Below are 15200 nucleotides of genomic sequence, written 5' to 3' on the forward strand. Positions count from 1 at the left end.
CCTGGTGGCGCCGTTTTTTTATCTGAACTGCATCGGATGGGCGGTGAGCCAGTCCTGCAATGCGGCTGCCGCCTCGGGCGGCACGTGCAATCCCAGCTTGGAGCGGCGCCACAGGATGTCGTGCGCGGTGCGCGCCCATTCGTACTTGCGCAGATACTCCACTTCCACCTCGTACAGGCCCGGAGCGATTTCCTCGCCCATGTCGGCGATGGTCGCGCGTTCGCGCAGCAGCGTGTGGATGCGGGTGCCGTAGGCGCGCGTGTAGCGCACCACCAGCAGCGGCGGCAGCCAGGCGTAATGATTCTGCACCTTGCGCACCCACTCGTCGAAGCCGAGCACCGACTTGTTCTGCGGCTCGGCGCCGAACAAGTCGCCGCCGGGCAGGCAGGCGTTGGCGGTCCAGTTGCCGTGGCGGTTGTCGAGCGCCTTGGCGATCAGCTCTACGGCATCTTCCGCCAGCTTGCGGTAGGTGGTGATCTTGCCGCCGAAGATGCTCAGGATCGGCGGCCCGTCGCTGTCCACTTCGAGCCGGTAGTCGCGGGTAACGGCCTTGGCGTCGGCGCCGTCGTCGAGCAGCGGACGCACGCCGGAATAGGTCCAGACCACGTCGGCTGGCGTGACCGGGTTGACGAAGTATTCGCTGGCCAGCTGGCACAGGTAAGCGATCTCGCTGGCGTCGATGGCGACGTTGTCCGCGTTGCCCTGGTAGTCGATGTCGGTGGTGCCGATCAGCGTGAAGTCGCGTTCATACGGAATCGCGAACACGATGCGGCCGTCGCGGTTCTGGAAGATGTAGGCGTTGTCGTGGTCGAACATGCGCTTGACCACGATATGGCTGCCCTTGACCAGGCGCAGGTGGCCGGCGCCCTCCTTGGGCGTGGCCACGTGCAGCATCTGCGCCGTCCACGGCCCGGCAGCGTTGACCACGTAGCGGGCGTTGACGCGGATACCGCCGCAGGTGGGCTTGTCGATGATCGCTTCCCAGCCGGCGCCCTTGCGGGTGAGCGTGTCCACGCGCGCCTGGGTAAGGATGGTGGCGCCCTTCTCGCAGGCGTCCATGGCGTTGAGCACCACCAGGCGGGCGTCGTCCACCCAGCCGTCGGAGTACGCAAAGCCGCAGCGGAACTCGGGCTTGAGCGGCTTGCCGGCCGAGTGGCAGCGCAGGTTGATGGCGGCGGAACGCGGCAGCAGCTCGCGCCGTGCCAGGGTGTCGTACAGCCACAGGCCGGCGCGGATCAGCAGCGCCGGGCGCTGGCCTTTCGAGTGCGGCATGACGAAGCGCAGCGGCCACATGATGTGCGGCGCGGCGCGCAGCAGTACTTCGCGCTCGATCAGCGCCTTGCGCACCAGGTTGAATTCGTAGTATTCGAGATAGCGCAGGCCGCCGTGGATCAGCTTGGTCGAGGCCGACGACGTGTGCGCCGCCAGGTCGTCCTTTTCGCACAGGACGACCGACAGCCCGCGTCCGGCCGCATCGCGCGCGATCCCCGCGCCATTGATGCCGCCTCCCACGATCAGGACATCGCAATCGAGCGTGTGCTGCGGTTCCGCCATGAGTTCCCCGAAATTGTCACTTGTAATATAGCAAGATTTACCACCCCCCCCTACGGTACGACAAATTTCACTTTGATGATAGAGGGCAACCGTACCGCCCTCCTAAAATTCGACATGAAAGCCACGTTCATTGCCACTACGGCAAGCAGGGCTTGCGGCGAGACCTTTGGTACCGCCACGCAGCCAGCGACGTTTCGTTAGGCGCTTTAAGCTGGCGCAAATATCGTTGGTCTATAATCTGCGCACCGTATTGATAGCGAGAACCACGCTTTGACTGCTACAACCAACAAACTGCCCCGGTGGCTCAATCGCCGCAATGCCATCCGCGCCGCTATCGTGGCCGGCGTGACCGGCGTGGTCGGCGCTGCCGGGCTGGCTGCCTATATGTTCCTGGCCATCGCCCCCAATTTGCCCACGCTGGAAAAAATTTCCGACTACAAGCCCAAGATCCCGCTGCGCGTTTATACCGCCGACAATGCCCTGATCGGCGAATTCGGCGAAGAACACCGCGACTTCATCGCCATCAAGGATATTCCGGACATGATGAAAAAAGCGGTGCTGTCGATCGAGGACAAGCGCTTTTATGAGCACAGTGGCATCGACTGGCTGCGCGCGCTGGGGGCCGTCAAGGCCAACCTGGGCGGCTCGTTCCGCCAGGGCGGCTCCACCATCACCATGCAGGTGGCGCGCAATTTCTTCCTCACGCGCGAAAAAGTCATCGGCCGCAAGCTCAATGAAGTGATGCTGTCGCTGAAAATCGAGAACGCCCTGTCCAAGGACGAGATCCTCGAGCTGTACATGAACCAGATCTACCTGGGCCAGCGCTCGTTCGGCTTCGGCAGCGCGGCGCAAACCTATTTCGGCAAGTCGCTCAAGGAATTGAACATCGCCGAAATGGCGATGCTGGCCGGCCTGCCGCAAAACCCGGCGCGCCACAACCCGATCACCAATCTCAAGCGCGCCAAGCAGCGCCAGCACCTGGTGCTCAAGTCGATGCGCGACCTCGATTACATCACTGCCGACCAGTACGACGCGGCGCTGAAGCAGCCGATCCACATCAGCGCCAAGGGCCAGCAATTCGACGTCCACGCCGAATACGTGGCCGAACTGGCGCGCCAGGCCGTGTATGCGCAGTTCAAGGAAGAGTCTTATACGCGCGGCATCAGCGTGTACACCACCATCCTCAAGGACGACCAGAACGCCGCCTACGAGTCGATGCGCCGCAACGTCATCAACTATGACCAGCGCCACGGCTATCGCGGCCCCGAGGCGTTTATCACCCTGCCCACCGACGCCGAGGAACGCGACGACGCCATCGAGGAAGCACTGCAACGCCGGCCGACCAGCGACCGCCTGATTGCGGCGGTGGTGCTGGCCGCCAGCACCAAGTCGGTCACGGTACAGAACGAAGCCGGCGACGAGATCACCATCACCGGCGACGGCCTGCGCCTGGCCGCCAATGCGCTGACCGACAAGGCCAGGGAATCGCTGCAAGTGCGTCCCGGCGCCGTCATCCGCATCATGGACAACGGCAAAAAGGGCTGGGCGATTGCCCAAGTGCCGCAGGTGGCTGCAGCGTTTGTGTCGATGGACGCGGTCAACGGCGGCTACCACGCCATGGTGGGCGGCTTTGACTACAACCTGCAAAAGTTCAATCACGTGACGCAGGCGTGGCGCCAGCCCGGTTCCTCGATCAAGCCGTTCGTGTATTCGGCAGCGCTGGAAAAAGGCTTTTCGCCGGCCACGCTGCTTAACGACGAGCCGCTTGAGCTGACGGCAGCCGAAACCGGCAACCAGCCCTGGAGCCCGCGCAACGACGACAACAAGTACGAGGGCCCCATCACCATGCGCTACGCGCTGGCCGAATCGAAGAACGTGGTGACGGTACGCATCCTGCGTGCGCTCACGGTGCCGTACGCGCATGATTACCTGGGCAAGTTCGGCTTCGACCTGGCCAAGCATCCGAAAAACCTGACCATGGCGCTGGGCACCGGCTCGGTCACGCCGGCGCAACTGGCCGGTGCCTACTCGGTATTTGCCAACGGCGGCTACTCGGTGGAGCCGTACCTGATCGCGAAAATCGTCGATGGCGACGGCAAGATCATCTCTGAAACCAAGCCGCGCACCACCCTGCCCGACGAGGCGCGCGTACTCGATCCGCGCAACGCGTACGTTACCGACAGCATGCTGCGCGAAGTCACCCGCACCGGCACCGGCGGCGCCGTGGCGCGCCTGGGCCGCCACGACATGGCCGGCAAGACCGGCACGTCGTCCGACGCGGTCGATGGCTGGTTTGCCGGCTACGGCGGCGGCATCGTGGCTGTCTCGTGGATGGGTTACGACGACTCGAAGTCGCTGGGCAACAAGGAATTCGGCGCCACCGTGGCGCTGCCGATCTGGCTCGACTACATGAAGGTGGCAATGAAAGACCGCCCGGCCCGCGACCGGCAAGTGCCGGTGGGCCTGACGCAGGTGGGCAGCGAGTGGCTGTACGACGAGTTCACCGGCGATGCGGCGCGGGTGTCGCTGGACCTCGATAACGCACCGCCGGGCGCTGAAAATATCATGCCGGTGCCTACCGGCGCCGGCGCGGCGTCACCGCCGCCGCCACCGCCACCGCCGATCAATCAGTAAGCGAGCCTGGCCCGCGCCGGTGCTACCGCCTCGAGCCGGAACACGCTCACCACCTGGGCCAGGCGCGCTGCCTGGTTTTCCAGCGAGGCGGCCGCCGCCGCCGCCTCTTCCACCAGCGCCGCGTTTTGCTGGGTGACGGTATCCATCTGGCTCACCGCCATGTTGATCTGGTCGATGCCCGTGCTTTGCTCCTGGGTGGCCATGGTGATTTCGCCCATGATGTCGGTGACGCGCTGCACGCTCTCCACGATGTCGCTCATGGTCTGTCCCGCTTCGGCCACCAGCTTGGCGCCCTCGCCCACTTTCTCCACCGAATCGCCGATCAGAGTCTTGATTTCCTTGGCGGCAGCGGCCGAGCGATGCGCCAGCGTGCGTACTTCGCCCGCAACCACCGCAAAACCGCGCCCCTGTTCACCGGCGCGCGCCGCTTCCACTGCCGCGTTCAGCGCCAGGATATTGGTCTGGAACGCGATGCCGTCAATGACTGAAATGATGTCCACCACCCGCGCCGACGACGCGTTGATCGCATCCATGGTTTCCACCACGCGCGCCACGACGCCGCCGCCGCGCACGGCCACGCTGGACGCCGATGCCGCCAGCACATTGGCCTGGCGCGCGTTGTCGGCATTCTGACGGACGGTGGAGGTCAACTCCTCCATCGACGATGCGGTTTCCTCCAGCGAGCTGGCTTGTTCCTCGGTGCGGGAGGAAAGGTCCAGGTTGCCAGTGGCAATTTGCGCCGAGGCCGTGGCAATGGTGTCGGTACCGCCGCGCACCTGGCCGACGATCTGGATCAGGCTCGCGTTCATGTCCTTCAAGGCCTGCAGCAGCTGGCCGGTTTCCTCGGTAGTGGTAACGTCGATGCGGCTGGTCAGATCGCCGGAGGCCACGGTTTGCGCCACGCGCACCGCCTCGTCGATCGGCCGCGTGATGGTCTGCGTGATATAGGCCGCGCAGCCGATCGCCACCAGCGCCGCGACCAGGGCGGCAATCACCATCGCCCATTCGGCCTTGATCACCGCTGCCCGTCCCTGTTCCACACTGGCGCCGGCTATGCCCTCATTGAGGTGCACGATCTTGAGCAGCGTCGCTTCCGCCTTTTGAAACAGCGGGCGTGAGGCGTTGTATTGCTGGTAGAAGCTGGCGAACAGCTCTTTCTGCGCGGCGTCGTCGCGATTGGCGGCCAGGCTGCCAACCACGGTGCCGATCCGGTCGTCGGCGGCTTTCCAGGCGGTCCATTCGGCGCTGAATTGCTTCCACAGCACGGATTCTTCCGGCGTTTGCGGCAGCGGTTCGTACAGCTTCCAGCCACGGTCGATATTGGCCCACGCGCGCTGGCGCAACGCCTGCACTTCGGCGAACTTGTCGTGGGCCTGGTAGTTGTTCTCGTAGATGGCGGCGTACAGGGTGGCGGACGCCACGGCGGTCTGGCCTTCGCTGATGCCGAGCAATCCCTGGATCGACGGCAGGCGCACCACGCCGATTTCATCGACCGAATCGCCCACGGTGGCGATGCCCCGATAGCCCGCCGTGCCCACCACCAATAAAGCGACCAGCATGATAGCCACCAGCGCGGCCAGCTTCCATTTAATGCGTAAATTCCTGAACATCGTACTTCCCGATTATGCGAATAGTGATAGTCAGCTCAACCATGTGAGTGACTATTGGAGAGAAATTCCCTATCGCAATATCCATCGGGCCAAGTAGCGCCGTCAATGGCTTTCGCAGTCAGTGTGGCGCGCCATGCACAGCTTATCTGGACGCCAATCATATCTCGATGACAACTTTTTATGCCGCCAGGTAGCCCCGCATCATCCGCACCGCGCTGCCGGCAAACTGGTCGGGCGTCACGTCGGCTGCCCGGTATTTCCAGCGCTTCACGTACCAGTCCTGGAACGTCGCCATCAGGTGCGACGCCAGCAAATCGGCGCTGCCCGGCGGGCGTGACGGCAGGCGCACGATGACGTCGGCGAACAGCGACTGCACGTACAACTCCGAATTCTTGGCCGCGTGGCGCAGCTCGGGGGCCAGCACGCGCGAATCCATGTACACGAAATAAAACCACGGCTGCAAAATCTCGGAGATGTAGATCGACGAACGTATCAGCGCCTCCAGGCGGTCGAGCGGATCGGCGATGGTGTCAAACAGCAGCGGCACCTCGCGGGTGGCATGGCGCACCACGCCGCCGATCATTTCCGCCAGTTGGTCCTTGGTGCTGATATAGCCGTACAAGCCCCCCATCGACAAGCCGGTTTCCTGGCACAGGTCGCGCAGGTTCATGGCGCGAAAGCCGACGTCGTTGGCCAGCTTGAAAGTGGCATTGAAGATGCGCTCGAGGTTTTCCAATGCCGGCTTGCGGCGCTTGACGGTGATGCGGTCGGCGTAGTGGTCCAGCAGGTAGGCCCAGATATTGCCGGCGTCGAGCGGCGTCATGGTCTTGAACTGGGCGAAGGTGAAGTCTGGCTGCACAGTGGTCTCTATATTGATTTTATGGAAAATATTATAGCGTATGCGGTAACATGGAGATCGTTGACCAGGAATGCCTGCCTTGTACATCCTTCGCCTCCCGCACTATGTGCTGTTGCATCTGTTTGCCGCGCTCTGGCTGTCGCTGGTGCTGCTGGCGCCCGCCCGTGCCAGCGGCACGCCGGTCGATGTGCTCGAACTCGAACAGGGTTCGGTGTCGCTCACCGAACATTTTACCGTGTTCGAAGACCCGGGCAGCCAGCTCGACTTCGCTCAGGCACGCACGCAAACCTACCGCCACACGGGACAGGCCGACCAGGCCATCAGCTTCGGCTACACGCGCTCGGCCTACTGGCTCAAGGTGGAACTGCGCAATCCCGGCGCCGTGCCGGTACGCCGCCTGCTCGAGATCAGCAACGCCCGTCTGAGCGAGATCGCCTTCTACGAACCGGTTGAAGATGGCAGCTATCGCGCGCACCACACCGGCAGCGCGCTGCCATACGCCTCGCGCGCCTATCCCAACCGCTATTACATCTACGCGCTCGATCTGCCCGCCAGATCGCAGCAAACCTATTATCTGCGCGTGGCCTCCGAAGGCGCCAAGCTGATACCGGTGCGCCTGTGGGACCCGGTGGCGTTCGCCGCCCATCAACAGCGCGACTACCTGGCGCAGGGCCTGTTCTTCGGCACGGTCGTCGCCATGTTCCTGTTCAACCTGGTGCTGTTCGCCATGCTGCGCGACCGGCTCTACCTGATGTACATCGCCTTCGTCGCCATCACCGCCATGTCGCTCGCCAGCCAGAACGGTCTGGCCCACGAATGGCTGTGGCCAGGGATGGGAGGGCGCTGGCCCAACCTGTCGACCGCGATCCTGTTCTCGCTATCGCACGCCACGGTCACCATTTTCATGCGCGAGATGATCGGCACACGCACGCTGGTACCCTGGCTCGACAAAGTGCTGCTGGCGATGCTGGCATGGTTCCTGGTCTCGCCGGTGCTGCTGGTGTTCTTCTACCAGCAGGTGGCTGGCGCCATGACCGCGATCTGGAGCATCACCTCGCCCCTCACCCTGCTGATCGCGCTGGTGTGTGTGTGGCGCCGCCAGCGCAGCGCCTACTATTTCTGCGCCGCGTTTTGCGTATTCTTCGTCGCCAATATGGGCAGCGCGCTCGCAGCGCTGGCGTTCTTGCCGCATAACCTGATCACCAACTTCGGCGCCCAGATCGGTTCCGCCTGCGAGATGCTGCTGCTGGCGTTCGCGCTGGCCGACCGCATGCACGCCATGCGGCGCGAGAAGGAATGGGCACAGGCGGCGGCGCTGACCGCCCAGAATGACCTGATCGCCGGCCTGAAGCTAACGGAGCAACGCCTGGAAGCACGCGTGGCCCAGCGCACGGCCGAACTGCAGCAAGCCAACGACAGCCTTGCCTTGATGTCGATGACCGACGTCCTCACCGGCATCCCCAACCGCCGCCGCTTCGACCAGATCCTGGCCGTCGAATGGACGCGCGCGGCACGCCAGCGCAGCATGCTGGCAATCGGCATGCTCGATATCGACCACTTCAAGCAGTACAACGACCACTACGGCCACCAGCAAGGCGACGACTGCCTACGCCGAATAGCGGCGGCGATCGCCGACCAATTCCGGCGCGGCGGCGACCAGGTGGCGCGCTATGGCGGCGAGGAATTCATCTTCGTCGTGCCCGATGCCCATCCCGACAACGCACTGGCTGTGGCGCAGGCAGTCTGCGATGCGGTGGCTGCGTTGGGCATTGTGCATGCTGCAGCGCCTGGCGGCATTGTGACCGTGAGCGTGGGCGTGGCGTGCGGCCACCCGGTCGGCGGCGCGGCGCCCGCACAACTGGTGCATGCGGCGGATATGGCGCTGTACCAGGCCAAGGAGCTGGGGCGCAATCGGGCGGAGCTGGCGCTCGGCTATGCGCGCAGGAGCGAGGACGCATGAGGGTATGAGATTCCACTCAGCCTCTTGGAGACAGGCGCGCCGGCAGCCAAAAAAAAGCAGCCACACGGGCTGCTTGACATTACTGCGGTACCAGAAGTGGCTTACCTTTTTGTTCTGCCCAGCCAATATCCGTTGTCACGCAGGCTACGTCAATTGAAATGTGCATCAAGACGCGCAGGTGTGGCGCGGCAGGCACGAAAATTCGGTTAAAGTGGCGTGATTGATAACCCGAACACCTATCCATGGCCTATCCGATAGAACACAAGCTGGTCGTCGGCATCGCATCGAGCGCGCTGTTCGACCTCACCGAATCGCACCAGGTGTACCTGGAAGGCGGCGCCGAAGCGTATCGCCAATACCAGGAACGTCACCTCGACGTGGTGCTCGGCAAGGGCGTGGCGTTTCCGTTCATCCGCCGCTTCCTGTCGATCAACGCCCATCATCCGCAAGCGTCGCCGGTCGAGGTGGTGTTGTTGTCGCGCAATTCGCCGGAGACCGGGTTGCGGGTGATGAATTCGATCGCCCACTATGGGCTCGACATCTCGCGCGCCTGCTTTGTCACCGGCAAGTCACCGTACACCTACCTGCCCGCCTTCAATACCTCGCTGTTCCTCACTGCCAACGAGCAGGACGTGCGCATGGCGCTCGACGCCCATTACCCGGCCGGCCTGGTGCTGCCCGGCCTGACCGAGGACGACGACGCCGATGGCGAACTGCGGGTGGCCTTCGACTTCGACGGCGTGATCGCCGACGACGAATCGGAGACTGTCTTCAAGCGCAATAACGACGTCGCCGAATTCCACGCCCACGAGCGCGAACGGGTGGCGGTGCCGCACCAGCCTGGCCCGCTGGCGGACCTGTTCCAGAAGCTCTCCGCCATGCAGCGGCTGGAAGACCAGGCGTTAGCAAACGATCCCGGCTACCAGCGCATCCTGCGCATCGCCATCGTCACCGCGCGCAGCGCACCGGCGCACGAGCGCGTAGTCACCACGCTCAAGAGCTGGGGGGTGTCGGCCGACGAAACGTTCTTCCTGGGCGGGATGGAAAAGGCGCGCATCCTGTCCATCTTCAAGCCCCACCTGTTCTTCGACGACCAGTTGAGCCACCTGAAGTCGCCGGCCGGGAATATACCGATGGTGCATATCCCGTTCGGCATTGCCAACCTGGTGGCCGGGTCCGCACCCAAGCCGGGGTAGGCGACTGCCGGGCTGCGGTGCATCGTCTATAATGTTGTTCACCTTTTGACCATGCACCACAGCTCACCAGCGTCCACCTCATTGTGTCCCTAGTCCTCGCCAACTCCATTCCAAAACCGGGCAACCGCTTTGCCCTGCCCACCCTGCACGGCTCCTCGGATGCGTACGCGCTCGCGCAAGCGGCGCTGGCCCTCAAGGCGCAAGGCCGCATGCTGGCCGTGATCACGTCCAGCGCGGCAGACGCCCAGCGGCTGCGCGACGAAATTCCGTGGTTCGCGGGCGAGGAAGTGCGCTGCCACCTGCTGCCAGACTGGGAAACGCTGCCCTACGACGCCTTCTCGCCGCACCAGGACCTGGTGTCCGAGCGCCTGGCCACGCTGCACGAAATCTCCAGCGGCCAGTGCGACGTGATGCTCGTGCCGGCCACGACCGCGCTGGTGCGCATGGCGCCGCCGTCGTTCCTGGCCGCCTACACGTTCTTCTTCAAAAAGGGCGAGTCGCTCGACGAAGCACGTTTGAAGTCGCAACTGACGCTGGCCGGCTATACCCACGTCACGCAAGTGATGTCGCCCGGCGAATACTCGGTGCGCGGCGGTCTGATCGACCTGTTCCCGATGGGCTCCGCCCTGCCCTACCGGCTCGACCTGTTCGGCGACACGGTGGAAACCATCCGCACTTTTGACGCCGACACCCAGCGTTCGCTGTACCCGGTCGGTGAAGTGCGCCTGCTGCCGGGCCGCGAGTTCCCGATGGACGAAGCGGCGCGCACCACGTTCCGCAGCCGCTGGCGCGAATACTTCGAGGGCGATCCTTCGCGTTCGGTAGTCTATAGAGACATCAGCAGCGGCATCGCGTCGGCCGGTATCGAGTACTACCTGCCGCTGTTCTTCGAGCAGACCGCCACGCTGTTCGACTACCTGCCCGACGGCGCCGCGCTGGCACTGGTTGGCGACATCGACGCCGCCATCAAGCGCTTCTGGGCCGATACCACCTCGCGCCATCGCTTCCTGAAGGCCGACCGCGAACGCCCGATCCTGCCGCCCGACATGCTGTTCCTGTCGGACGAGCAGTTCTTCACGCTGGCCAAGCCGTATGGCCGCATGGTCATTTCGAAAGACCAGGACCAGGGCGCATCGGAGCTGTCGGCACCCATCCCGAACATCGCCGTCAACCGCCACCTGGAAGACCCGCTCACCAACCTGCGCAGCTATTTGCTGCAGGCGGGCACGCGGGTGATGATCTGCGCCGAGACCAACGGCCGCCGCGAAACGCTGCAGCAGTACTTCAGCGAATACGACCTGGCCCTCACGCCGGTGGAAGGCTTCGAGGGTTTTGCGACGTCCGACGCCAAACTGGCGCTGGGCGTGGCGCCGCTCCACACGGGCTTCGAACTGGCTACGCCGGCCGAACGGCTGGTGTTCATCACCGAGACCGAGCTGTATGCGGGTTCGGGCCGCCGGGTAGGCAAGAAGAAGCAGGAAGCGGTCACGCAGGTCGAATCGATGGTGCGCGACCTCTCCGAGCTGAAGATCGGCGACCCCGTGGTGCACGTCAACCACGGCATCGGCCGCTATATGGGCCTCACCAGCATGGACCTGGGCGAAGGAGAGACCGAGTTCCTGCACCTGGAATACGCCAAGGACACCAAGCTGTATGTGCCGGTCTCGCAGCTGCACGTGATCTCGCGCTACTCGGGCGCCGCACCGGAAGACGCACCGCTGCATACGCTCGGTTCCGGCCAGTGGGAAAAGGCCAAGCGCCGCGCGGCCGAACAGATCCGCGACACCGCCGCCGAGCTGCTCAACCTGTACGCCCGCCGCGCGCTGCGCCAGGGCCATGCCTTCGAATACTCGGCGCACGACTACGAGCGCTTTGCCGAGAGCTTCGGCTTCGACGAAACGCCCGACCAGCAGGAAGCGATCAACAACGTCATCCGCGACATGACTTCCGGTAAACCGATGGACCGCCTGGTGTGCGGCGACGTCGGCTTCGGCAAGACCGAAGTCGCGCTGCGCGCCGCGTTCATCGCGGTCATGGGTGGCAAGCAGGTGGCGATTCTCGCCCCGACCACGCTGCTGGCCGAACAGCATGCGCAAACCTTTGCCGACCGCTTTGCCGACTGGCCGGTGCGCATTGCCGAGATGTCGCGCTTCCGCACCGGTAAAGAAATCAATCAGGCCATCAAAGGCATGGCCGACGGCACGCTCGATATCGTGATCGGTACCCATAAACTGCTGTCGGACGATGTGAAGTTCACGCGCCTGGGCCTGGTCATCATCGACGAGGAACACCGCTTCGGCGTGCGCCAGAAGGAGGCGCTCAAGTCGCTGCGCGCCGAAGTCGATGTGCTCACGCTTACAGCCACGCCGATCCCGCGCACGCTGGGCATGGCGCTTGAAGGCCTGCGCGAGTTTTCCATCATCGCCACCGCGCCGCAAAAGCGCCTGGCCATCAAGACGTTCGTGCGCAGCGAGGGCGAGTCGATCATCCGCGAGGCATGCCTGCGCGAACTGAAACGCGGCGGCCAGGTGTACTTCCTGCACAACGAGGTGGAAACCATCCAGAACCGCCTGGCGATGCTGACCGAACTGCTGCCCGAGGCGCGCATCGCGGTGGCCCACGGCCAGATGCACGAGCGCGACCTGGAAAAGGTGATGCGCGACTTCGTGGCGCAGCGCTACAACATCCTGCTGTGCACCACGATTATCGAAACCGGTATCGACGTGCCCACCGCGAACACCATCATCATGCACCGCGCCGACAAGTTCGGCCTGGCGCAGCTGCACCAGCTGCGCGGCCGCGTGGGCCGTTCGCACCACCAGGCCTACGCGTATTTGCTGGTCACCGACGTGCAGGGCCTGTCCAAGCAGGCGCAGCGCCGCCTGGACGCCATCCAGCAGATGGAAGAACTGGGCAGCGGCTTCTACCTGGCCATGCACGACCTCGAAATTCGCGGCGCCGGCGAAGTCCTCGGCGACAACCAGTCGGGCGAGATGACCGAAATCGGCTTCCAGCTGTACACCGACATGCTGAACGAAGCGGTACGCTCGCTCAAGGCCGGCAAGGAGCCGGACCTGGCCGCCCCGCTGTCCACCACCACCGAAATCAACCTGCACACGCCGGCACTGCTGCCGTCCGACTTCTGCGGCGACGTGCACGAACGGCTGTCGATCTACAAGCGCATGGCCAACTGCACGGTCCAGGACAAGATCGACGATTTGCAGGAAGAGCTGATCGACCGTTTCGGCAAGCTGCCCGACCCGGTCAAGGCGCTGATCGAAACCCACCGTCTGCGCATCGCCGCCAAGACTGTGGGCATCATCAAGATCGACGCCCACGGCGAAGCGGCCAGCCTGCAATTCATGGCCAAGCCACCGATCGACCCGATGCGCATCATCGAACTGATACAAAAAAACCGCCAGATCAAGCTCGCTGGCCAAGACAAACTGAAGATCACGGCCGCCATGCCGGACCTGGCTGCGCGGGTGGCGCAGATCAAAGGTGCAATTAAACAACTCACTGGCAACTAATCAAGAGTTGACCGCACGCGCCTAAGGTCGTACCTTAAACACGCGTTACTCGAACACCGAAGCCTACAACTCGTACGAACTATGACATCAGCCACAAAATCCATGAACCTGGTATTACAAGGGCGCGACGACTGCCGCGCGCGACTCGAACGCATCGCCGCACTGACGGCGCCGCAGGCGCTCACGTGGCTGAGCGACCGCGCCGTGCGCTGCGAAGGCATCGCGTTCTCGCCGGCGCTGCGCCAGACCATCGAGGTGGCAGCCAACGCCGCCCAGCTGGACGCCACCTATACCATCGGCGTGCAAAAAATGACCGATTTCAAACTGGTGGCGATGGACATGGATTCCACCCTGATCACCATCGAGTGCATCGATGAAATCGCCGACATGCAGGGGTTGAAGGCGCAGGTGTCGGAGATTACCGAGGCGGCCATGCGCGGCGAACTCGATTTCGCCGCCAGCCTCACGCGCCGGGTGGCGCTGCTCGAAGGCCTCGACGCTTCCGCGCTGGACCGCGTGTACGACGAGCGCCTGAAACTCTCGCCGGGTGCGGAAGCCATGCTGCAAGCGGTGCAGCAGGCCGGCCTGAAAACCCTGCTGGTTTCCGGAGGCTTCACTTATTTCACCAGCCGCCTGAAACAACGCCTCAATCTTGACTATACCCACGCCAACGAGCTGGAAATCGTCGACGGCAAACTGACCGGCAAGGTGGTGGGCGCCATCGTCGATGCCGAAGCCAAGCAGCAGACCGTGGAACGCGTATGCGCGGAGCTGGGCATTTCACCATCGGAGGCGATCGTCATGGGCGACGGTGCCAACGACCTGAAAATGATGAGCATTGCCGGCATGTCGGTGGCGTTCCGCGCCAAGCCGGTGGTGCGCGAGCAGGCCAGCGTGGCGCTCAACTTCGTGGGGCTCGACGGCATCCTGCCGCTGCTGGCATAAATGGCGGTTTGCGGCTGCCGCCTGCTCGAGGTGGCAGACACCGTGCAGCAGGCGATGATCCCCCTGGCGCTGCTGTATCCGGCCGACGGCGTGGAAGTTCCCGAACAATTCGGTCCGTATTCGCTCGATGTGGCGCTCAATGCTGCGCCGGAGGGCGGGCCGTATCCGCTGGTGGTGGTCTCGCACGGCAATGCCGGCACGCCGTGGGCGTACCGCGAGCTGGCGAAATACCTGGTGCAGTCAGGTTACATTGTCGCCCTGCCCGCCCATACCGGCAACACGCGCCATAACAACAACCGTGCCAACACCGCCGCCAACTTGGCCAACCGGCCGCGCCACATCACGCTGGTCATCACCGCCGCGTACGATCAGCTGAAAGACCATTTGATTGCGGACCGCGTCGCTGTCATCGGCCACTCGATCGGCGGCTATACGGCGCTGGCGGTAGCCGGCGGCAAGCCGTGGACCGGGCCATACGAACGCAAGACCAATCCACCGCAGCCGGTACCGGTAACGCCCGACGACCGGGTGCGCGCACTGGTACTGCTGGCGCCAGCCACTGCCTGGTTCCGTGCCGAAGCGCTGCGCGCCGTTGATGTGCCGATCCTGATGATCACGGGCGACCGGGACGTCAACACGCCGGTCGAACACGCACTCAACGTACTCGATGGCGTGGCCGATCGCGACCAGGTGGTCCACAAGGTGTTTGCGGGCGCGGCCCACTTCTCTTTCATGAGCAAATTCCCGCCCGAGATGACCAAGCCGGAGTTCCATCCGTCGCAGGATCCGCCCGGCTTCGACCGCGCCGCCATCCAGGCCGAGTTGTTCGCTGATATAGACATGTTCTTGCAACGTGCGGTTGGTACGCCACCGCACAATGAAACTCGGTAAACACCGGGCGATTCCGCTATA

Annotated in this window: 9 protein-coding genes; 6 read left to right on the top strand and 3 right to left on the bottom strand. The window is 63.8% G+C overall.

Annotation, left to right across the window (positions count from 1 at the left end):
• Positions 1-18 precede the first annotated feature (18 nt).
• Positions 19-1554 (bottom strand): glycerol-3-phosphate dehydrogenase, encoded by a 1536-nt coding sequence (gene glpD, locus ASF04_RS25695; RefSeq protein WP_056148283.1) that lies wholly within the window; start codon positions 1552-1554, stop codon positions 19-21.
• Between the two features lie 270 nt (positions 1555-1824).
• Between glpD and ASF04_RS25700 the strand changes: the two genes are divergently transcribed.
• Positions 1825-4188 carry a penicillin-binding protein 1A gene (locus tag ASF04_RS25700; RefSeq protein ID WP_056148285.1) on the top strand — a complete coding sequence of 788 codons (2364 nt, stop codon included), beginning with the start codon at positions 1825-1827 and terminating at the stop codon, positions 4186-4188.
• Here the strand turns inward: ASF04_RS25700 and ASF04_RS25705 are convergent.
• The gene (locus ASF04_RS25705) at positions 4182-5798 is read right to left on the bottom strand and encodes a methyl-accepting chemotaxis protein (RefSeq protein ID WP_056148288.1); all 1617 of its coding nucleotides are present in this window, start codon (positions 5796-5798) and stop codon (positions 4182-4184) included. The genes ASF04_RS25700 and ASF04_RS25705 overlap by 7 nt on opposite strands.
• Before the next feature lie 178 nt (positions 5799-5976).
• Entirely contained in the window at positions 5977-6657 is a 681-nt protein-coding gene (locus ASF04_RS25710; protein WP_229205206.1) for a TetR/AcrR family transcriptional regulator, read from the bottom strand.
• Positions 6658-6736: 79 nt separating this feature from the next.
• Between ASF04_RS25710 and ASF04_RS25715 the strand changes: the two genes are divergently transcribed.
• From ASF04_RS25715 to ASF04_RS25735, 5 genes are all read left to right on the top strand, one after another.
• Positions 6737-8617, top strand: coding sequence for a diguanylate cyclase (locus ASF04_RS25715; RefSeq protein ID WP_229205207.1), 1881 nt, complete (start codon positions 6737-6739; stop codon positions 8615-8617).
• Positions 8618-8859: 242 nt separating this feature from the next.
• Positions 8860-9813 (top strand): 5'-nucleotidase, encoded by a 954-nt coding sequence (locus ASF04_RS25720; RefSeq protein ID WP_056148291.1) that lies wholly within the window; start codon positions 8860-8862, stop codon positions 9811-9813.
• Positions 9814-9896: 83 nt separating this feature from the next.
• Positions 9897-13343, top strand: a complete 3447-nt coding sequence (gene mfd / locus ASF04_RS25725) for a transcription-repair coupling factor (protein WP_056148294.1) — start codon at positions 9897-9899, stop codon at positions 13341-13343.
• 102 nt (positions 13344-13445) lie between these two features.
• Positions 13446-14288: a phosphoserine phosphatase SerB gene (serB, locus tag ASF04_RS25730; protein ID WP_056148298.1), complete on the top strand. Its 843-nt coding sequence runs from the start codon at positions 13446-13448 to the stop codon at positions 14286-14288.
• The gene (locus ASF04_RS25735; RefSeq protein ID WP_056148301.1) at positions 14289-15179 is read left to right on the top strand and encodes an alpha/beta fold hydrolase; all 891 of its coding nucleotides are present in this window, start codon (positions 14289-14291) and stop codon (positions 15177-15179) included. It begins immediately after the preceding gene.
• The last annotated feature ends 21 nt before the right edge of the window (positions 15180-15200 follow it).

Origin of the sequence: Duganella sp. Leaf61 (assembly GCF_001421905.1) — a bacterium.
Lineage (GTDB): Bacteria > Pseudomonadota > Gammaproteobacteria > Burkholderiales > Burkholderiaceae_D > Rugamonas > Rugamonas zoogloeoides.

Excerpts from the sequence above, each read along its gene's own strand:
- glpD (WP_056148283.1), bottom strand. The coding sequence starts at position 1,554 with ATGGCGGAACCGCAGCACACGCTCGATTGCGATGTCCTGATCGTGGGA.
- ASF04_RS25705 (WP_056148288.1), bottom strand. The coding sequence starts at position 5,798 with ATGTTCAGGAATTTACGCATTAAATGGAAGCTGGCCGCGCTGGTGGCT.
- ASF04_RS25720 (WP_056148291.1), top strand. The coding sequence starts at position 8,860 with ATGGCCTATCCGATAGAACACAAGCTGGTCGTCGGCATCGCATCGAGC.
- serB (WP_056148298.1), top strand. The coding sequence starts at position 13,446 with ATGAACCTGGTATTACAAGGGCGCGACGACTGCCGCGCGCGACTCGAA.
- ASF04_RS25735 (WP_056148301.1), top strand. The coding sequence starts at position 14,289 with ATGGCGGTTTGCGGCTGCCGCCTGCTCGAGGTGGCAGACACCGTGCAG.